Source organism: Amycolatopsis sp. cmx-11-32 (genome assembly GCF_047608695.1).
Lineage (GTDB): Bacteria > Actinomycetota > Actinomycetes > Mycobacteriales > Pseudonocardiaceae > Amycolatopsis.
In genome coordinates, this window is sequence record NZ_JADNQN010000002.1 from 422494 (window position 1) to 440892 (window position 18399).

The window sequence follows — 18399 nt, forward strand, 5'->3', positions numbered from 1 at the left end:
CTAATTGCGTGCTTTCAAGGTCTGCAAAGCCAAATCGGCCGCCTGCGCGGACATCTCGCACAGCTGCGGCATGGTGAACGCGCCGGCGGTGACGGTGATGGCGCGCACCGCCAGCGTCTGTCCTCGAGCGACGCCGACGAGCGTCTCGCAATCACTCGGTTTCCCGGCGTCGCGGTAGTTCGTGACGGCGGGAAACCCGCCGACCGCCTTCGGCTCGGTCGTCATGCTGTTCTTGCGGCGCTTACCGGTGATCCACTCTTCTACGTCCGCGGTGATCGTGCGGACGTAGAAGGTGTGGAAGGGCTCCACGGCGTCCGCGTCGAAGACACAGGTCGGGCCGTCGATCGGTTCCGCGGCCGCGCGCGGCTTGCTGTTGACCTTCAGCTGGTCGAGCTGCGCAGCGGTGACCAGGGCGCACGGATCGACGCCCTGAAGACTCAGTTCGGCAGGCCTGGCGGGCAGCGCGGACGCCTTGGCGCCCTGCGTGGCCGAAGCCAGCGCCGGTTCGTCGGGAAACGCCTGTCCGCCCGTGTCCGTGGCACATCCGGCCAGCGCGAGGGTGAGCACCCCGCCGGATACCAGCACACGGGGCCTACGCCCGGTGTACACCACGGTCCCCGAACGCGGCGGCCTTGTCCGCATCGCTGGTTTTGTACTCCTTAGCGGCCGTGCGGAGTTGCTTGACCAGCCCGCGAAGACCGGCGATGTACGCCTTGACCTGCGCGGCATACGACGTGTCGCCATCGGCCACCAGCTCGTTCCAGACGCTGGTCGCGTGCACGCTGACGGTGTCGTTGGCCGGGGTGTCGATCCGCAGCTGGTCGAGCCGCGTCAAAAGCTTGTCCTGCAGCGCGTCGACCTGCTGCTCGACGATCTTCGCCACTTCGAGCAGCTTCGACGGATCAACCCGGATATCGGCCACCGACGGCGGAACCGGGACCGCCGACGCGAGGTCCTGGACCTTGCTCGATCCTGACATTCCCCACCCCTTAGAAGTACGCACGGTGACCGTTCGCCCTGCCGAGGCTACCAACGCCGATGTATCGGTTGCCTAAGCTTTGCAGGAAATACCGGTTTGACGCACCGGGCGCCGGGACGGTTCCGTCCGAAATTCACGAGACCCCAGATTTCACGAGACCGGGGCGGCGATCTCTCCCTTGGCGGCGAGCAGGGCGATGTCGGTGCGGTGGTGCGAGCCGGCCAGGTGGACCTTCTCGACCGTCGCGTAGGCGTCCTTGCGAGCGGACTTCAGGTTCTTGCCGGTGCCGACGACCGACAGCACGCGGCCACCGGAGGAGACCACGGCGCCATCGTCACGGCGACGGGTGCCGGCGTGGAGCACGCCTTCGATCTCGCCACCGGTGATGACGTCACCGGTCCTCGGCTTGCCGGGGTAGCCGTCGGCGGCGAGCACGACGGTGACCGCCGCACCCGAGTCCCAGTCCAGCGGCGGCAGGTCGGCGAGCTTGCCGGTCGCCGTCGCGTGCAGGACCTGGCCGAGCGGGCTGCGCAGCAGCGCCAGGACGACCTGGGTCTCCGGGTCGCCGAAGCGGCAGTTGAACTCGATGACCTGCGGGCCTTCGGTGGTCAGCGCGAGACCGGCGTAGAGCAGGCCGGAGAAGGTGGCGCCGCGGTTGTCGAGTTCGTCGACCACGGGCTGGACGATCCGCTCGACGACGTCGTCGACCAGGTTTTTCGGCGCCCACGGCAGCGGCGCGTACGCACCCATGCCGCCGGTGTTCGGGCCCGCGTCGCCGTCGCCGACGCGCTTGAAGTCCTGCGCGGGCAGCAGGGGGACGACCGTGCGGCCGTCGACGAAGCAGAAGAGAGAGGCCTCCGGACCGTCCAAAAAGGACTCCAGGAGCACCGGGTGGCCGCCGTCGAGCAGCATCAGGGCGTGCTTGCGCGCGACGTCGAAGTCCGTGGTGACCACGACGCCCTTGCCGGCGGCGAGGCCGTCGTCCTTGACCACCCAGGTGGGGCCGAAGCGGCCGAGCGCGGCGTCGAGGCGGGCCGGGTTGTCGACCACCTCGCAGTGCGCTGTCGACACCTTCGCGGCCGCCATGACGTCCTTCGCGAACGCCTTCGAGCCCTCGATCCGGGCCGCGGACGCGGACGGGCCGAAGCAGGCGATGCCCGCCTTGCGGACCGCGTCGGCGACTCCCGCCACCAGCGGGACCTCGGGACCGACCACCACCAGGTCCGCCTGCCACTGCTTGGCCAGGGCTGAGACCGATTCGGGATCGGCCGCGTCGACGCCGAGCTGCTCGGCCACCGAAGAGGTGCCGGCGTTGCCCGGGGCACAGGCCAGTGCGGTGACGGAAGGGTCTTCCGCGACCGCGAGGACAAGTGCATGCTCACGGGCGCCGGACCCGATTACCAGTACGCGCACGACGCACAGGGTAACCGGGCCGGTGAGGACCTGTTGGCGGAGCCACGTGAAACCCGCCCCCGGCCGGCGGCCCCGCTATCGTGGCGGCGGGGCAGCCGCCGTCTGACCTGCGAAAACACGAACCTACCCCGGCGACGCGATCGCGGTCGCGGGTTCACCGATCGACACAGCCCGAACACGTCGCCGTCCTCGTGCGGGTGGTTCCATCCGGCGTTCACCCGGCGGTCAGCACCCCGCCGGTCCGACTTCGCCGTCCGGACGCCTCCTGCGTCAAGGGTGGCGCGGTACCCGCGTTCAAGTCGAAAGAGGTTACCCACCATGCGAAAACGCCTGGGCGTGCTCGCCCTGTCCGGTCTCGCCGTACTCAGCGTCACAGGGCTGGCCGGCGCCGCCGAGACGGGTGCCCAAGAGGTGTCGGCACAGGCCAGGGGTCACGATGGTCCGGTGATCGTCGGACACCGCGGCGCCCCCGGCTACCGCCCGGAACACACGCTCGCCTCGTACGAGCTCGCCTACCGTCAGGGCGTCGACTGGGTCGACGTCGACCTGGTGCCCACCAAGGACGGCCAGCTGGTCGCCCGGCACGAGAACGAGATCGGCGGGACCACCGACGTCGCGAAGCACCCCGAGTTCGCGAACCGGAAGACGACGAAGGTCATCGACGGCGCGTCGTTCACCGGCTGGTTCACCGAGGACTTCACCCTCGCCGAGCTGAAGACCTTGCGCGCGACCGAGCGGATCCCGCAGCTGCGGCCGAACAACCGGCTCTACGACGGTCGCTACCAGATCGCCACCTACCAAGAGGTGCTCGACCTGACGCGCCGGCTGGGCCGCGAACTGCGCCGTGAGCTGGGGACCTACCCGGAGATCAAGCACTCGACCTACTTCTCCTCGATCAAGAACCCGACCGAGCCGAAGCTGGTCGAGCTGGTCAAGCGCAACGGGCTCAACCACCCGAAGGCGCCGGTGATCATCCAGTCGTTCGAGGTGTCGAACCTGATCGCGCTTTCGCGCCAGGTGCGGGTGCCGCTACTGCAGCTGACCTCGGCGACCGGCGCTCCGGCCGACTTCGTCGCGAAGGGCGACCCGCGGACGTACGCCGACCTCGTCACGCCGGTGGGCCTGAAGGAGATCTCGAAGTACGCGGACTACCTGGGCCCGGAGAAGGCACAGGTCATCCCCGTGGTGAACGGTGCGCTGGGGCAGCCGACGAGGCTCGTCGGCGACGCGCACCAGGCCGGCCTGAAGGTCGGGCCGTACACGTTCCGCAACGAGAACAACTTCCTCCCGCAGAACCTGCGCTCGTCGGCGAACCTCGCCGAGTGGGGCGACGCGTTCGCCGAGCAGGAGGCGTTTCTCAAGGCGGGTGTCGACGGGTACTTCGCCGACCACCCGGACACCGCACTGGAGGCCGTGAAGGCGTTCCGGGGGCGCTGATCGCAGCTTCGCGCGTGTTATGAACGGACCTTTCCTGACAGATCTTGTCCGGAAAGGTCCGTTCGTAACCCTGGGGTAGTTCCTGACGGGACCTTGACATGCGCAGGTCGGCGGGCCTAATTTCGGCGGATCTCAATGGTCTGTCCGCATACCTTTTAAGTGGGTGCCCGATGGATGTCTCAGACGCCCGTGCCGCCGAACCCGCCGACGAAGACAGTGCCCGGCTCCACCAACTCGGCTACGCGCAGGAACTCCGGCGCACGATGTCGACCTTCTCCAACTTCGCCGTCTCCTTCACGATCATCTCGATCCTCTCCGGCTGCCTGACCCTCTACGGGTTCGGCATGAAGACCGGCGGTCCCGCCGCGATGATCTGGGGCTGGCCGCTGGTGGGCCTGTTCGTCATCCTCGTCGGGCTGGGCATGGCCGAGGTCTGCTCCAGCTACCCGACCGCGGGCGGGCTCTACTACTGGGCAGCGAAGCTGGCCCCGCGCAACGGCGCGGCCTGGGCATGGTTCACCGGCTGGTTCAACCTCATCGGGCAGATCGCGGTCACCGCGGGCATCGACTTCGGCGCGGCCCTGTTCCTCAACGCCTTCCTGGACCTGCAGTTCGGCTTCGAGGCGACGCCGGGTCACACGATCCTGCTGCTGGCGATCATCCTGGTGATCCACGGCTTGCTGAACACCTTCGGTGTGAAGATCGTCGCGCTGCTGAACACCGTCAGCGTGTGGTGGCACCTCGCGGGTGTGCTGGTCATCGTCGGGGTGCTGATCATCGTGCCCGAGAAGCACCAGGACGCGTCCTTCGTCTTCGGCGAGTTCGTGAACAACACCGGCTGGGCGTCACCGGTCTACGTCTTCTTACTGGGCTTGCTGCTCGCGCAGTACACACTCACCGGATACGACGCCTCGGCCCACATGACCGAGGAGACCAAGAACGCGGCGAAGGCCGGGCCGCGCGGGATCATCAACTCCATCCTCGTCTCCTTGGTCGCCGGTTGGGTCCTGCTCATCGGCTTCACTTTCGCCATCCAGGACTACGAAGGCGCCGCCGGCTCCGAGACCGGGGTGCCACCCGCGCAGATTTTCATCGACGCGACCGGCGCGACGACCGGCAAGTTCCTGTTGCTGATCTGCATCGGCGCGCAGCTGTTCTGCGGCATGGCGTCGGTGACGGCGAACTCGCGGATGATCTACGCGTTCGCCCGCGACGGCGCGATCCCGGGTTCGAAGTTCTGGCACCGCATCAACAAACGCACCCAGACGCCGACCAACGCGGTGTGGCTGGCCGCGGGCGGCGCACTCCTGCTCGCTCTGCCGTACCTGTGGAGCCAGACCGCCTACACCGCCGTGACCTCGATCGCGGTTGTCGGTTTGTACGTGGCCTACGTGATCCCGGTGTTCCTGCGGGTGCGCAAGGGCGACGACTTCGAGCCCGGACCGTGGAGCCTCGGCCGTTGGGGCAAGCTCATCGGGACCGTCGCGACGGTCTGGGTGTGCTTCATCTTCGTACTGTTCATGCTCCCGCAGGCAGCACCGATCACCATCGACAGTTTCAACTACACGCCGATCGCCTTCCTGGTCGTACTCGGTGGTGCGGCCGTGTGGTGGTTCGCCTCGGCACGCAAGTGGTTCACGGGCCCGAAGGTGCAGGGCTCCGAGGAGGAACTCGCCGCCGTGGAACGGGAACTCAAGGAATTGGGGTAGCGGCGGCCTCCCGGGCGCGGCCGACGCGGACTCCGGTCACCGCGGCCGCGCCGAGCGCGCCGACCCCGGCGAAGGCGTAGAAGCCCCACGGGTAAGCGATCCCGGCGGTCAGCAGCGCGCCGCCGAGGATCGGGCCGCAGATCGCGCCGATCCGGCCGACACCCGCCGCCCAGCCGATACCGGTGGCACGCTGCCAATCCGGGTACGTCTTGCCGATGTAGGCGTACACGAGCACCTGCGCGCTGAACACGAATCCGCCGGTGAGGAACACGGCCACGTACAGGCCGGCCGCGGGCAGTTTCACACTCAGCAAGGCCAGGAACACCGCCGCGCCGAGGAACCAGCAGATCACCGCCGGTCGCACGCCGACCTTGTCCGCCACCCGGCCCGCGATGAGCAGGCCGACGACACCGCCGAGGTTCAGCGTGAGCAGCAGTCCGAGCGCCGCGCCGAGCGGGTACCCGGCCTGGCGCATGATCTCCGGCAGCCAGGTGTTGAGCCCGTAGACCAGCAGCAGTCCCATGAACGACGTCACCCAGAACGCGATGGTGGCGCGCAGGAGCCCGCCACGGAACAGGCCGCCGACGACGTCCGCCGCCGACTTGTCCTGCGTCTCCCGCGCCCGCTCGAAGGACTCGGATTCGGGCAGGTACTTGATCATCAGCGGCACCAGGACGAGCGCGGGCAGCGCGCCCGCGACGAACATCGCGCGCCAGCCGAGCGGCTGGATCAGCCAGATGCCGAGCAGGGCGGTGAGCACCGCGCCGACGTGGTAACCGGTCATCACCGTGGTGGTCGCACTGCCGCCCTTTCCCTTGCGGGCGTACTCGGTGACCAGCGCGATCGCCGTCGGGAGACAGCCGCCGAGGCCGAGGCCGGCGAGGAAGCGGAACAACCCGAAGAAGAACGCCGATGGCGCGATCGCGCAGAGCGCGGTGCACAAGGAGAAGGCGACGACCGCGATGATCAGCGCCTTCCGGCGGCCGATGAGATCGGTGATCGTGCCGATCGCCAGCGCGCCGATCATCATGCCGACCAGGCCGAACGTCGAGATCACCGATGCCGTGCCGGGTGTCAGCCCCCAGACGTGGTCACGGAGCAGTGCGGGCAGCACCGTGCCAAGGACGACCAGATCGAATCCGTCGAGCAGTACCGCCGTCCAGGCGAGCGGTACCACCCACGAACGGGCCGCGACAGGGGACATGGAGACCTCCAGCTGTGTTCGCTATGCGCACGAGTATGCACAATACGAACTCTGTGAGCAAGGCCACTGGACCCCTGGATGTCGCGAAAGGGGCTTTCGGGACACGTCTCAGGCCTCTACGAGGTCTCCCAGCACACGCCCAGGTGCGGAGCCGCTCTTCGGAACTCCGGATGCCGCTCTGGGTCGCGATGACCTCGGTCGCCCCGGCGTCGAAGTACCGGCGGATCTCGGCGGCGACGGTCTCCTCGTCCCCGGCGGAATCCACGCCCTGGGCGTCGAAGACCGCGCGGCAGGAGGGGATGTCGCGGAAGAACGCGTACGGCCGGTCGACCGTGGCGCGGTTGGCGTCGGGATCGTCGGTCACGACCACTGGGACCATCGCGATGATCCGCGGCGCCGGACGACCGGCCGCGGCCTTGGCGATCTCCGGGACGATCAGGTTCGAGAGCGCCGCCGGCCCGGCGAGGAACGGGATCGTGCCGTCGGCGAGTTCGCCGGTGACGCGCAGCGCCTGCCGCCCCATCGCGGCGACGATCAGCGGGATGTCCGCGGCTCCGGCGACCTGCACCGAGGCCGCGAAACCCCTTGGCCCGCGCGCTGACCGTCTCGCCGTGGAAGTCGATTCCGTCGCCGTCGAGCACCTCGCCTGAGGTATCAGGCGTTCCCTCGGCTCAGCCGAGGGAAGGGGCCCTCACGCGCCGGTTTTGAGTCCGTGAAGGACTCCTTGAGGGACTCTGGGTCCCTCAAGGAGTCCTTCACGGACCGCTGCCCCGTCTCGCGGAAGGCGGTCAGACGAACTCGTGTCGCACGATCGTCTGTTCCCGCCCAGGACCGACGCCGATCGCCGAGACCCGCGCGCCCGAAAGCTCCTCGAGCCGCTCGACGTACGCCCGCGCGTTCGCAGGCAGCTCCTCGAAGGTGCGGCAGCCCGAGATGTCCTCGAACCAGCCCGGCAGCTCTTCGTAGATCGGCAGCGCGTGGTGCACGTCGGTCTGCGTCATCGGCATGTCGTAGGTGCGGAAGCCGTCGACCTCGTAACCGACGCACACCGGCACCTTCTCCAGCCCGGACAGCACGTCCAGCTTGGTGAGGAAGTAGTCGGTGATGCCGTTGACCCGCACCGCGTAGCGCGCGATGACCGCGTCGAACCAGCCGGTGCGCCGCGAGCGGCCGGTGGTGACGCCGAACTCGCCGCCCTGCTTGCGCAGGTACTCGCCGGACTCGTCGTCCAGCTCGGTCGGGAACGGGCCGGAGCCGACGCGGGTCGTGTAGGCCTTCAGGATGCCCAGCACGGTGGTGATCTTGCCGGGGCCGATGCCCGAACCCGCGCTCGCGCCGCCGGACGTCGGGTTCGACGACGTCACGAACGGATAGGTGCCGTGGTCGACGTCGAGCAGGGTGCCCTGCGAGCCTTCGAGCAGCACGGTCTCGCCGCGTTCGAGGGCCAGGTTGAGCTGCAGGCGCGTGTCGGCGATGCGGTGCGCGAACTTCTCGCCCGCGGCCAGCACCTCGTCGGCGACCTGGTCGGCGTCGAGGGCCTTGCGGTTGTAGACCTTGACCAGCACCTGGTTCTTGAACTCCAGTGCCGACTCGACCTTCTGCCGGAAGATCTTCTCGTCGAGCAGGTCCTGCACGCGGACGCCGACGCGGGCGATCTTGTCCTGGTAGCAGGGGCCGATGCCGCGGCCGGTGGTGCCGATCTTGCGGCTACCGAGGTAACGCTCGGTGACCTTATCGATCTCCACGTGGTACGGCATGATCAAGTGCGCGTCGGCGGAGATCAGCAGCTTGCTGGTGTCGACGTCGCGTTCTTCCAGCCCGGCGAGCTCGTCGAGCAGCACACCCGGGTCGATCACGACGCCGTTGCCGATGACGTTGGTGACGCCCGGCGTGAGGATCCCGGACGGGATCAGGTGGAGGGCGAAGTTCTGCCCGTCGGGAAGGACTACGGTGTGGCCCGCGTTGTTACCGCCTTGGTAACGCACGATCCACTGGACGCGGTCGCCGAGCAGGTCGGTGGCCTTGCCCTTGCCCTCGTCCCCCCATTGGGCCCCGATCAGCACGATGGCCGGCATGTGACACTCCAGGTGTTCGGCGACTTGTGGTTTGGCGCTGGTAAATGCCGGTGCATGAGCGTAACGGAGGGCCTTCGGGTGCGCGGAATAGTGGTGGTCTGTCCGGAGGGCGAGCCCACCCTCCCGGAGATCGACGACGTCGAAATGGTGCGCGTCCCGAGCCGTCCCGGCAAGGCGGATATCGATCCCTTGCTGGGGGAACACGATCACCTGGTGGTCGCGGGCACCGACGCCGACCTCGCGGCGGTCGCGCTTCGACTGTTGCGAAAAGAACAGCTCACCGGCGTGTCGCTCGGATTCGTGCCGTCCTCGCCGGACTCCGACGTCGCCCGCGTCTGGAGCCTGCCGACCCAGCCACTGCGTGCTCTCGCGCTCGCGCTGCGTGGCGAGGTGGACCCGGTGCCGTTGATCCGCGACGACACCGGCGGCGTGCTCGTCGGCCGCGGCGTGGTCGGGATGGTGCGCGGGGTGGCCTACTGCGACGAGCACACCGTCCTGCGCGGGCCCGCGCGCTCGATCGAGGTCGAACCGGACGCGAGCGGGCCGGGACTGATGGTCCGGGTGACCAAGGGGACGTTGTTCAAACGGCCTTCGACGCAGTACGCGCGGGCGTTCCAGCTCGGCTGCATCCCGACCCGGCCGAGCAGCGACGGCGTCGTCCACCCGCGCGCGATGAGCCGGTGGACCTGGTACCGGCACACCGAGGACCTCCGGCTGGTCCGCGGGCTGGTGTAGCCCGTCCGGCCCAGAACCATCCGCTGGACTTTCCGAATTTCTTTCGATGGGCGTACACCGAATCCTGCCTGTTCGCGACACCCTCTGTTCACGAATGGCCGCCCACGGTGTCACCCGATGGTGTTGCGCAGGTCATATCCGTATCGCAAGGTGACTTGGTCCCCACACCTGACACGGAGGCAGCAACATGCCAACCGGGCTTGCTGTTCGTCGCTCACTCACCGTTCTCGCCGTCTCGGTGATCGTCTCGGCAGGCGTCGTCGGCGTCGCCGAAGCGACACCCCCGGGCATTCCGTCGACCGCGACCGCCAAGACGCAGCTCGCCGCGTTGACCGTCCGGCCGGACGGCTCGTCGAGCGGGTACAGCCGCGACAAGTTCCCGCATTGGGCCGACCAGGGCAACAGCTGCAACACTCGCGAGGTCGTGCTGAAGCGGGACGGCACGAACGTGCAGCAGGACAGCGGTTGCGCCGCCGTTTCCGGCAGCTGGTTCAGCCCGTACGACGATGCCACGTGGCGCGCGGCGTCCGATGTGGACATCGACCACGTCGTCCCGCTGTCGGCCGCCTGGCGCACCGGGGCTTCTTCGTGGACCACCGCGCAGCGACAGGCCTTCGCGAACGACCTCAGCGCGCCGCAGCTGATCGCCGTCACCGACAACGTCAACCAGGAGAAGGGCGACAAGTCGCCGGACGCCTGGAAGCCGCCGGCCACCGGTTACTGGTGCACCTACGCGAAGATGTGGACCACGGTGAAGCACAAGTACAAGCTCACCATCAAGACGGCCGAGAAGACCGCACTGACGGACATGCTCAACCGCTGCTGACCTCCCACGAACATGAAGGCCCCCATCCAGGCGCGAGGATGGGGACCTTCATGTACTCCCCTGACTGCCGAGCGGGATCATGAGATGTTTCGCGGGCTGGGAGTGGCGCTCGGCATGTGGGCCGTCCTCAAGTCGCGTGATTAGCGTGAATCGGTTCGGCGCAGGGAAAACGCGCCCGTTCCCCGCTGGCGGCCACCCGGTGTCCCACCCCGCCACATCCCTTCTGGGCCTTGTCCGCCCTCGGCGCGGAATCCCAGCTCGGCTCCGGCTATCTGACCGTCCACAAGGGAACGACGGTCGTCGACCCGGCGGAACCGGGACCATACTCGGCTCGCTGTCGGCGGGCCTGCCGCAACTGATACCGCCGCAGGGCGCGGACCAGTTCGTCGACACCGGAACGGTGGAGGCGGCCGACGCCGGACGAGCGCTGCTCGGGGATCAAGTGACCGCGGACGCCGAGTCAGCCTCAAGACCTCACGCGCGACGATGTCGTTCCGCCGGAGCGGAAGCGCGTTGGTCCGCGGCCGGGTGAAGGCCCCGGCTGATCGCGCGGACGTGTGCGGGCCGAGCGCGAACCGGCACTGTCGCAAAAGGACATCGGACGCGCGGGCGACGTTCGGCTCGGTCAACCTGGCCTCGACGAGGGTGTGCGCCTCGGTCTCACCTGGGAAGCTCGCGCCGGACGCGACAAAGACCCGGCGTTCCTCATCGGCCGAAACGCGCGTTTCGGCGCCGAGGAAGGAAACGAGTCCGGCTTCCTGAAGTTCGAGCAGTTCTTCGAGCCGCCGAAGAACCATCCGAAGAGGACGTCGAGCGACGCAGCGAAGAACTCGAAGGCGGCTTTGGCCCGGGAAGTGTTCACGACCGATGGCTGTTCATCCATTTGGCCTATGGGGTCAGCGCGCCATGACGGTCGCACAGCGGAGTTGAAGCGCGTTTGGACACACCTCCGCGCACAGGCCGCGAGGGCTCGCGTGAGTCGTTGTCACGCCGTCGGAATCCGAAGTCGAGCGGCGCGGCTACACCCGAATTTTGCTGACGACAGGAGCGAAAAGCCGAAAACCGCTGGTCTAGACCTTGATACGGGCCCTCGGGACATCGGCGGCTCCTGGCCGCTCCCCTTCGAAAAAGATCTCTGCCCCAGAAACCCGGCGAAAGAACCTAGCCAATCACCAACAGTCAGGAGACACTTACGTGAACGAATGACGCTTCGTGACGAGCTCGTGACCGCGTTACTCTCGGTCACGAGTTTGTCGCGTAATAAGGACCCTATTGGGGGCAACATGGCTTCGGCCGGACGGGTCACCTACCGCGAGGTGTTCGGCGTAGCCGAGTTCCGTTCACTCTGGTTCGCCGAGCTGTTCTCGATCTTCGGCGACCAGCTCGCCAGAGTCGCTCTCTCGGTCCTCGTCTTCTCCGAAACCCGCTCCGCGACCCTGACCGGTCTCACCTACGCGCTGACCTACGCCCCCTCGCTGCTCGGCGGCATCTTCCTCACCGGCTTCGCCGATCGCTTCCCCCGGCGAGCCGTGATGGTGACCGTGGACCTGCTGCGGGCCGCGCTGATCGCGCTGGTCGCCGTCCCGGTACTGCCGTTCTGGGTCCTGTGTGTCCTCGTCGGCGCCGTCTCGCTGCTGAACCCGCCGTTCAAGGCCGCCCAGCTGGCCCTGCTCCCGCAGATCCTCGAAGGCGACCGGTTCGTCGTCGGCATGGCGATCCGCAGCATGACCGTCCAATCGGCCCAGTTGGCCGGATTCGCCGGCGGCGGGCTCCTGCTGACCACACTCGAACCCCAGATCGCCCTCGCGCTGGACGCGATCACGTTCCTGATCTCGGCGCTGTTCGTCCGGCTGGGACTGGCCGCCCGCCCCGCCGCGGCGACGGGCGAGAAGCGCAAGTCGTTCTTCGCGTCGATCGGCTCGGGCGGGAAGATCGTCTTCGCCAGCTCGGGACTACGCTCGTTGCTGCTGTTCACCTGGCTGATGGGCCTGCTGCCGGTGTACGAGGGCATCGCGGCGCCCTATGTCGCCTCGTCGGGCGGCGGCCCCGAAGTCATCGGCCTGTTGCTGGCCGCCGACCCCATCGGCAGCGTGATCGGCGCGTTCATCTACTCGCGCTGGGTGCCGGCGCACGTCAGACCGAAACTGATCGGGCCGCTTTCGGCCTTGACCGCGGTCCCGCTGTTGTTCTGCTTCCTGCAACCGGGTCCGCTGTCGTCGATCGTGTTGTTCGTGGTCTGCGGCGGCTTCGGCACGGTGGCGCTGATGCAGGCGACGGCGTCACTGACGCTGGCCGTGCCGGACGAGAGCCGGGCACAGGTGATGGGACTGTCGAACACCGGTCTGACCACGACGATGGGCGTCAGCCCGCTGATCGGCGGCATCCTGGCGGATCAGGTCGGCCCGCAGTCGACGGTCGGCCTCTTCGGGCTTGCGGGGTTGGTGCTGACGATCCCGCTCGCGCTGAGCTGGGGGCGGAACCTCAACGGTGATCCGGAACGGTGGCAGGAAAAAGACGCCGCACGCGCGGAACATTGAGGTGTTCCACGCGCCGGCCCGATCGCGCGGCCATCTGGCGCACGCCCCAGTTCACTGATCCCTACCGGCCATCGCTGGCACCTTTCCCTCGACCTCTCAGAGAAAAGTACACACCTAGGGCCCTTGTCGACAGCCCGCAAGTCGGTAGAAGCTGTCCGTAAGTAGGGGGTTTCGGAGAATGACGCAAGAGTCAGGGGGAAAGATGATCACATCGGAGGAACGCGCTGGACATCGTTCGGCTCTCACGGTAGCGACGTGGGAGCTGTGGAAGAGGCCTGAGCACTGGATCGCCTACACCGGGCTGTCCGTGGCGACGATGCTGGCACTGACGGGGGTCTTCGCCACATCCATCGCCATCACGTCTTCGCAGGTCTTGCTGTGTTTCCTGCTCGCGGGGCTCGCCATCGCCCACACCGAGGCGACCCGCCGGATCGAGCGGCAGAGGCGCAGCATGAGCGTCACCCCGCACATCAACATGACCTCGGTCTGGGTGCTGCCCGGCGCGATTCTGCTGCCGCCCCAGTTGACCGCACTTCTCGTGACCGTGATCTATCTTCACCTCGGATATCGCAGTTGGGCAGGCCTTCGCACGGTCAACCCCCACCGAACTGTGGCGAACGCCACCTCCATGACGTTGACCGCTTTCGCCGCTTGGGCGGCCGTGCAGGTCGTCGGCGCCGACGTGGCGTCGGTGACGTCGATCTGCGCCGCGAGCCTCGCCTTCTTCCTGATGAACGCCGTCTTCACCGGTACCGGGCTGTACTTCGCGGCGCCGAAGAAGGCGACGATCCAGACGCTCCTCGGTTCGTGGGACGACAACATCCTCGAAGCGTCGACGGTCTGCATCGGCGCGCTGGTGCTCGCCGTGCTACCTCAGCAGCCGGTGCTCGTGCTGCTCGTCTTCCTGCCGCTGTACCTGCTGCAGCGTTCGGTGCTGATCAAGCAGCTCGAAGAACTCGCCACCACCGACCAGAAGACCCAGCTGCTCAACGCCACCACCTGGCAGCAGGGCGCCGTCCGCGAGGTCGCGCGCGCCGAGCGCGAGAACGGCCAGTTCGGCGCGCTGATGATCGACCTCGACCACTTCAAGAGCATCAACGACACCTACGGCCACCTGGCGGGCGACGACGTGCTCAAGGGCGTCGCGGCGCTGGTCAAGGGCGAAACCCGGGCGCAGGACCTCGCCGGCCGCTTCGGCGGTGAGGAGTTCGTCGTACTCCTGACCTCGTCTTCGAAGCAGGAGTCCGTCGCGGTCGCCGAGCGCATCCGGCAGCGGATCAGCGAAATGGTCATCAGGACTCAGGACAACGAGGGCAACCACGTGGTCATCGAGCAGCGGACGGCGTCGGTCGGCGTCGCGGCATTCCCGCTCGACGGCCGGACGATCGACGAGGTCATGGCCTCGGCCGACGCGTCCGTCTACGCGGCGAAACGCAACGGACGCAACCGCGTCGTGTCCTCACCGGACCTGGCGGCGGTCGCCGAAGAGGCTGAAAAGTCTCTGGAGGCCGTCGCGGCTTAACGCAACCGTTCCATCACGTCGGCGGCCTCGGTCCTGAGGCGGACCACGCCGCCGACGGTGAATTCGGTGAGCAGGTCGATGAGCGCGTCCGCGTCGGGCGGCTCGCCGTCCCAGCTCGCCTGGACGAGTGCTTCGGTCATCGCGAAGAACAAGGTGACCAGGGCCTTGTCCGCACGGCCAGAGTCGACGCCGTGGCGCGCCCAGCGCTGACGGCTCGCCTCGGTGTAGACACCCGCGAGCCGCTCCCGCAGCCGGGTGAGGGCCGGATCGCCCATGCGTTCCGCCTCGCGCAGCACCGGGAACGCGTCGGGGTTCGCCGCGACGAAGGCGAACATGTTGGCGTAGTTGCCGCGCGCCCAAGATCGGAGTTCAGGCTGCGAAAGGTCGAGGGCGGGCGCGCCGATCGCCTCGAAGGCCCGCTCCTCGATATCCGCCACGACCTGCGCGAACAGTGTCGTACGGTCGCTGAACTGCTCGTAGACGGCTTGACGGGACACCCCCGCGCGCCGGGCGATCTGCTCGATCGTCGCGGCCTGCGCGCCGTGCGCGGCGAAGACACCGGCCGCCGAAGTCAGCACCCTGGCGCGTTGCTCACCGAGCGGGAGCTTGCGCGGTCTTCCTCTCGGCGCCGGACTTGACATTATGCGCCACCTCACTGACTCTCTTTTTCGACATCTCTGTCGAAAATGTTTGTGCTCAACGAGGAGCAAGCATGCGTCCAGGATCCCGGCGCGGTGTGTCCGCAGCCGTCTCAGCGGCCACCATCGCGGCCCTGCTGACCTTCGGGGCACAGCAGGCCGTCGCCGCCCCGTCCTTCTACGATCCCCCGTCGCCGTTGCCCGCGGGTGTTCCCGGCGACATCATCCGGCACGAACCGTCCACGTTCTACGTCGATCCCGTGAAACTCATCAAGGCCGACGCGAACGTTCAACGGATCATGTACCGCAGCACCGACACCCACGGCAGGCCCAACGCCGTGACCGGCACCGTCCTCACGCCGAAGAAGGCGTGGAACGGGCCCGGCGAGCGGCCGCTCATCGGCTACGCGGCCGGGACGCAGGGCGTCGGCGACCAGTGCGCGCCGTCGAAGGCCCTCTCCGCGGGCATGGAGTACGAAGGGCCCTTCATCGCCGGGCTGCTGCTTCGCGGCTACGGCATCGTCGTCACCGACTACGAGGGCCTCGGCACTCCTGGCGTTCACACGTACGTCAACCGCGTCGCAGAGGGCAACGCCGTCCTCGACTCGATCCGCGCGGCACAGCGCCTGCCCGAAGCGAACCTGCCGGACAGCGGCCCGGTCGCGACCGCGGGTTACTCGCAGGGCGGCGGGGCGTCGGCGTCGGCGGCCGAACTGCAGCCGTCGTACGCGCCCGAACTCAAGCTGAAGGGCTCGTACGCGGGCGCCGTCCCGGCGAACCTGGCCGAGGTCGGCAAGAACATCGACGGGCACTACGCCTTCGGGTTCCTCGGGTTCACGCTGGTCAGCATGGACGCGGCGTATCCGGAGCTGAAGATCCCGACCCTGCTCAACGCGAAGGGCGTCGAAGCGTTCGAGAAGGTCAAGCAGGAGTGCACCGTTGGCGCGATCTTCGGGCACGCGTTCACGCAGTCGAAGACCCTGACCAAGGACGGCAGGCCGCTGACCGCGTACCTCGGCGAAGAGCCGTTCAAGACGCGGGTCGACGAGCAGCTCATCGGAGCGCGGAAACCGGGCGCGCCGACGCTGGTCGTCCACAGTGCACTCGACGACATCGTGCCCTACGCGCAGGGGCGGACCATGGCGCGCTCGTGGTGCGCGAAGGGTGCGAAGGTGCAGTTCTCGACTTCGCTGGTTCCGACGCACGTCGGCGGGGCGATCCGGGCGTTCCCAGAGGCTTTCGCTTGGCTTGAGGGTCGCTTCGCGGGGCTGCCCGCCTTCGGGAACTGCGGGTTGTTCTAGGGCCACCGATGTGATGACCGGAACTTTCCTTGCAAATTTTGCAAGGAAAGTTCCGGTCATCTCACGTCACTTGAGGCCGGTCGCCTCCGCGGCGGCGGGGTCCGAGTCGCTGAGGAAGGTCCTGCAGCGGTCGTACTCCTCGGACTCGCCGATCTTGCCGGCGGCCTTGCCGAGGACGGCGAGGGAACGCAGGAAGCCCTGGTTCGGGCGGTGCGCCCACGGCACCGGTCCGTGTCCCTTCCAGCCCGCGCGGCGAAGCTGGTCGAGGCCGCGGTGGTAACCGGTGCGGGCGTACGCGTAGGCGGCGACGGTCTCGCCTGCGTCGAACGCCTTCTCGGCGAGCGAAGCCCAGGCCTCGCTGTAGTCGGGGTGTTCGGCGGCGACGGCGGCCGGGTCGCTCCCGGCGTCCAGCGCCGCCTGCGCGGCGGTGTGCTCGGGAAGGTGCGTCGGCTGGGGGCCGAGGAGGTTCGTCATGCAGGCCATTGTGCCGACACGGTCTCCGAAGGGCGCCCTGCGCCCGACGGAGACTTCACATCGTGCTGTGATCAGAAGAACAGGCTGACGAGAATGCCCCCACCGGCCAGCACCAGAGCGGCGACGAGGACCGCCGCGACAAGTCGTTTCGGCATCATGGCGGCACACCTTGCCCCGCTTCGCGCGCCGGCCGCAAATCCGCCACCCCTACGGGTGAACCCCGATTTTCGACCCCAATTGCCCATCCCGTGACCTGGAGCAGGGAAGATGTCGGGCATGACAAAGGCGACAGAAGTGACCGGGGACCTCTCGCCGGGTGTCATCCCCCGCAGTCCGATCGCGAAGACGAGGCTGTTCTTCAAGCTGCACTGGCACCGTGGCGCGCCAGGACAGGCGACACCGGACTGGGTGCTGAACTTCTGCTACGGCATGTGGCTCGCCGCGTTCGCCTTCAAACTGGTGGGCTCGTCCTGGGACATGTCGTGGCATTTCATGTGGCTCCGGGACGACCTCGCCCCGCCGCACCTGATCAACACCGTCGGCACCGTGATCATCATGGTGCTGGTCGCGATCCACAGCTACACGGGGATGGGCGCCGATCGACGCTCGCTGCGGCTGATGCAGATCGGGCTCGTGGTGTTCCTCATCGCGGCGCCGCTGGACGTCATCAACCACCGCGTCAACGGCCTCGACCTGACCGCGTGGAGCCCGTCGCACATGATGCTCTACATCGGCACGGGCATCATGCAGGCGGGCGTGATCATGGGCTGGCTGAAGTACGCCAAGCCCGGCCGGACGCGCACCGGTGTCCTCATCGGACTGTGGGCGTTCTTCCTCGAGAACACCTTCTTCCCGAACGGTCAGCAGGAGTACGGCATCCTCGGCCTGCGCGCCTGGGAGCGCGGCACGCCCGAGGCGGAGCCCGAACTGCTGAACTTCGCCGCGAGCCAGATCGGGCACCCGGTCGACCGGGTGGCCGTCGAGTACTTCACGATGCCGATCGACGACTGGGTCTACCCGCTGTGGGGCATCGGCGTGATGGCGTTGATCTTCGCGCTCGCGCGGTACACGACCGGTTTCCGCTGGGCGGGCACCACGGTCGCGGCGGCCTATCTCGGTTACCGGCTGGTGATGTGGCCGCTGCTACTCGGGATGGGCTTCCCGATCTCGGTCGTGCCGTTCTACCTGCTCGCCGTCGGGCTCGCGGTCGACCTGGCGTTCCGCATCGGCCGAGGGCATCCGCTGCTGACGGCGGGGGTCGGCGCGCTGCTGGTGACGGCGTTCGGCTACGGGATGCTGTGGGTGCAGTCGCAGTTCCGGCCATGGATCCTCGGCGACGCGCATACGGAGTCGGCGCCGCCGGTGGCCTACTGGACGGCCGCGGTCTGCCTGGTCGGGGTCGGCGCGTTGTGGGCCGCCGCCGGGCCGGGGACGCGGGCGGTGAACTCGCGGCTGGAGAAACGCCGGAGCCGCACAGAGCTTCCGGCAGGCTGAGGTCTGGGTCCGTGAGGCTCAGGGTCTCGGCAGAGTCGAGGTCTTGCAGGTCGGG

At 67.9% G+C, this 18399-nt stretch carries 16 protein-coding genes and 1 pseudogene; 8 read left to right on the plus strand and 9 right to left on the minus strand.

The window, feature by feature from the left end:
* The 3 genes from ACM6LR_RS06760 to purD all read right to left on the minus strand — a co-directional run bounded on the left by ACM6LR_RS06760 (position 1) and on the right by purD (position 2392).
* Positions 1 to 642, minus strand: a complete 642-nt coding sequence (locus tag ACM6LR_RS06760; RefSeq protein WP_414943401.1) for a DUF3558 domain-containing protein — start codon at positions 640 to 642, stop codon at positions 1 to 3.
* Positions 593 to 979, minus strand: coding sequence for a hypothetical protein (locus tag ACM6LR_RS06765; RefSeq protein WP_409496450.1), 387 nt, complete (start codon positions 977 to 979; stop codon positions 593 to 595). The genes ACM6LR_RS06760 and ACM6LR_RS06765 overlap by 50 nt, the downstream gene beginning before the upstream one ends.
* A gap of 150 nt (positions 980 to 1129) precedes the next feature.
* Entirely contained in the window at positions 1130 to 2392 is a 1263-nt protein-coding gene (gene purD / locus ACM6LR_RS06770; protein WP_414943402.1) for a phosphoribosylamine--glycine ligase, read from the minus strand.
* 318 nt (positions 2393 to 2710) lie between these two features.
* Here purD and ACM6LR_RS06775 point away from each other — a divergent pair, with 318 nt between their 5' ends.
* Together ACM6LR_RS06775 and ACM6LR_RS06780 are read left to right on the plus strand one after the other, a co-directional pair.
* The gene (locus ACM6LR_RS06775) at positions 2711 to 3829 is read left to right on the plus strand and encodes a glycerophosphodiester phosphodiesterase (RefSeq protein WP_414943403.1); all 1119 of its coding nucleotides are present in this window, start codon (positions 2711 to 2713) and stop codon (positions 3827 to 3829) included.
* Between the two features lie 170 nt (positions 3830 to 3999).
* Positions 4000 to 5538, plus strand: a complete 1539-nt coding sequence (locus ACM6LR_RS06780) for an amino acid permease (RefSeq protein ID WP_414943404.1) — start codon at positions 4000 to 4002, stop codon at positions 5536 to 5538.
* Here ACM6LR_RS06780 and ACM6LR_RS06785 read toward each other — a convergent pair.
* The 3 genes from ACM6LR_RS06785 to ACM6LR_RS06795 all read right to left on the minus strand — a co-directional run bounded on the left by ACM6LR_RS06785 (position 5522) and on the right by ACM6LR_RS06795 (position 8817).
* Entirely contained in the window at positions 5522 to 6742 is a 1221-nt protein-coding gene (locus ACM6LR_RS06785; RefSeq protein ID WP_414943405.1) for an MFS transporter, read from the minus strand. The genes ACM6LR_RS06780 and ACM6LR_RS06785 overlap by 17 nt on opposite strands.
* Complete coding sequence (locus ACM6LR_RS06790) at positions 6630 to 7265, minus strand: LLM class flavin-dependent oxidoreductase (RefSeq protein WP_414943526.1); 636 nt, start codon at positions 7263 to 7265, stop codon at positions 6630 to 6632. The genes ACM6LR_RS06785 and ACM6LR_RS06790 overlap by 113 nt, the downstream gene beginning before the upstream one ends.
* A 265-nt stretch (positions 7266 to 7530) precedes the next feature.
* Positions 7531 to 8817 (minus strand): adenylosuccinate synthase, encoded by a 1287-nt coding sequence (locus tag ACM6LR_RS06795; protein WP_414936804.1) that lies wholly within the window; start codon positions 8815 to 8817, stop codon positions 7531 to 7533.
* A 54-nt stretch (positions 8818 to 8871) separates the two neighbouring features.
* On the opposite strand from ACM6LR_RS06795, the gene ACM6LR_RS06800 reads away from it, so the two are divergent.
* Positions 8872 to 9552 (plus strand): hypothetical protein, encoded by a 681-nt coding sequence (locus ACM6LR_RS06800; protein ID WP_414943406.1) that lies wholly within the window; start codon positions 8872 to 8874, stop codon positions 9550 to 9552.
* A 187-nt stretch (positions 9553 to 9739) separates the two neighbouring features.
* Positions 9740 to 10378, plus strand: coding sequence for an HNH endonuclease family protein (locus tag ACM6LR_RS06805; RefSeq protein WP_414936802.1), 639 nt, complete (start codon positions 9740 to 9742; stop codon positions 10376 to 10378).
* A 461-nt stretch (positions 10379 to 10839) separates the two neighbouring features.
* Here the strand turns inward: ACM6LR_RS06805 and ACM6LR_RS06810 are convergent.
* A pseudogene (locus ACM6LR_RS06810) lies at positions 10840 to 11166 on the minus strand (adenylate cyclase); the annotation flags it as partial.
* A 495-nt stretch (positions 11167 to 11661) separates the two neighbouring features.
* Between ACM6LR_RS06810 and ACM6LR_RS06815 the strand changes: the two are divergent.
* Positions 11662 to 12915: an MFS transporter gene (locus tag ACM6LR_RS06815; protein WP_414943407.1), complete on the plus strand. Its 1254-nt coding sequence runs from the start codon at positions 11662 to 11664 to the stop codon at positions 12913 to 12915.
* A 202-nt stretch (positions 12916 to 13117) separates the two neighbouring features.
* Positions 13118 to 14437, plus strand: a complete 1320-nt coding sequence (locus ACM6LR_RS06820; RefSeq protein ID WP_414936800.1) for a GGDEF domain-containing protein — start codon at positions 13118 to 13120, stop codon at positions 14435 to 14437.
* Here ACM6LR_RS06820 and ACM6LR_RS06825 read toward each other — a convergent pair.
* The gene (locus ACM6LR_RS06825; RefSeq protein WP_414937122.1) at positions 14434 to 15015 is read right to left on the minus strand and encodes a TetR/AcrR family transcriptional regulator; all 582 of its coding nucleotides are present in this window, start codon (positions 15013 to 15015) and stop codon (positions 14434 to 14436) included. The two genes, ACM6LR_RS06820 and ACM6LR_RS06825, sit on opposite strands and share 4 nt — an antisense overlap.
* A gap of 134 nt (positions 15016 to 15149) precedes the next feature.
* Between ACM6LR_RS06825 and ACM6LR_RS06830 the strand changes: the two genes are divergently transcribed.
* Positions 15150 to 16376, plus strand: coding sequence for a lipase family protein (locus ACM6LR_RS06830; protein WP_414943408.1), 1227 nt, complete (start codon positions 15150 to 15152; stop codon positions 16374 to 16376).
* A 66-nt stretch (positions 16377 to 16442) separates the two neighbouring features.
* Here the strand turns inward: ACM6LR_RS06830 and ACM6LR_RS06835 are convergent, their stop codons facing one another.
* A complete protein-coding gene (locus ACM6LR_RS06835; RefSeq protein WP_414936798.1) occupies positions 16443 to 16850 on the minus strand; it encodes a DUF3151 domain-containing protein in 408 nt (135 codons plus the stop codon).
* Positions 16851 to 17126: 276 nt separating this feature from the next.
* Here ACM6LR_RS06835 and ACM6LR_RS06840 point away from each other — a divergent pair, with 276 nt between their 5' ends.
* Positions 17127 to 18344 carry a hypothetical protein gene (locus ACM6LR_RS06840; RefSeq protein WP_414936797.1) on the plus strand — a complete coding sequence of 406 codons (1218 nt, stop codon included), beginning with the start codon at positions 17127 to 17129 and terminating at the stop codon, positions 18342 to 18344.
* Positions 18345 to 18399: the final 55 nt, after the last annotated feature.

Excerpts from the sequence above, each read along its gene's own strand:
- ACM6LR_RS06790 (WP_414943526.1), bottom strand. The coding sequence starts at position 7,265 with ATGGGGCGGCAGGCGCTGCGCGTCACCGGCGAACTCGCCGACGGCACG.
- ACM6LR_RS06785 (WP_414943405.1), bottom strand. The coding sequence starts at position 6,742 with ATGTCCCCTGTCGCGGCCCGTTCGTGGGTGGTACCGCTCGCCTGGACG.
- ACM6LR_RS06835 (WP_414936798.1), bottom strand. The coding sequence starts at position 16,850 with ATGACGAACCTCCTCGGCCCCCAGCCGACGCACCTTCCCGAGCACACC.
- ACM6LR_RS06820 (WP_414936800.1), top strand. The coding sequence starts at position 13,118 with ATGATCACATCGGAGGAACGCGCTGGACATCGTTCGGCTCTCACGGTA.
- ACM6LR_RS06800 (WP_414943406.1), top strand. The coding sequence starts at position 8,872 with ATGAGCGTAACGGAGGGCCTTCGGGTGCGCGGAATAGTGGTGGTCTGT.
- ACM6LR_RS06830 (WP_414943408.1), top strand. The coding sequence starts at position 15,150 with ATGCGTCCAGGATCCCGGCGCGGTGTGTCCGCAGCCGTCTCAGCGGCC.
- ACM6LR_RS06760 (WP_414943401.1), bottom strand. The coding sequence starts at position 642 with ATGCGGACAAGGCCGCCGCGTTCGGGGACCGTGGTGTACACCGGGCGT.
- ACM6LR_RS06840 (WP_414936797.1), top strand. The coding sequence starts at position 17,127 with ATGACAAAGGCGACAGAAGTGACCGGGGACCTCTCGCCGGGTGTCATC.
- ACM6LR_RS06765 (WP_409496450.1), bottom strand. The coding sequence starts at position 979 with ATGTCAGGATCGAGCAAGGTCCAGGACCTCGCGTCGGCGGTCCCGGTT.
- ACM6LR_RS06805 (WP_414936802.1), top strand. The coding sequence starts at position 9,740 with ATGCCAACCGGGCTTGCTGTTCGTCGCTCACTCACCGTTCTCGCCGTC.
- ACM6LR_RS06775 (WP_414943403.1), top strand. The coding sequence starts at position 2,711 with ATGCGAAAACGCCTGGGCGTGCTCGCCCTGTCCGGTCTCGCCGTACTC.
- ACM6LR_RS06815 (WP_414943407.1), top strand. The coding sequence starts at position 11,662 with ATGGCTTCGGCCGGACGGGTCACCTACCGCGAGGTGTTCGGCGTAGCC.
- ACM6LR_RS06795 (WP_414936804.1), bottom strand. The coding sequence starts at position 8,817 with ATGCCGGCCATCGTGCTGATCGGGGCCCAATGGGGGGACGAGGGCAAG.
- ACM6LR_RS06780 (WP_414943404.1), top strand. The coding sequence starts at position 4,000 with ATGGATGTCTCAGACGCCCGTGCCGCCGAACCCGCCGACGAAGACAGT.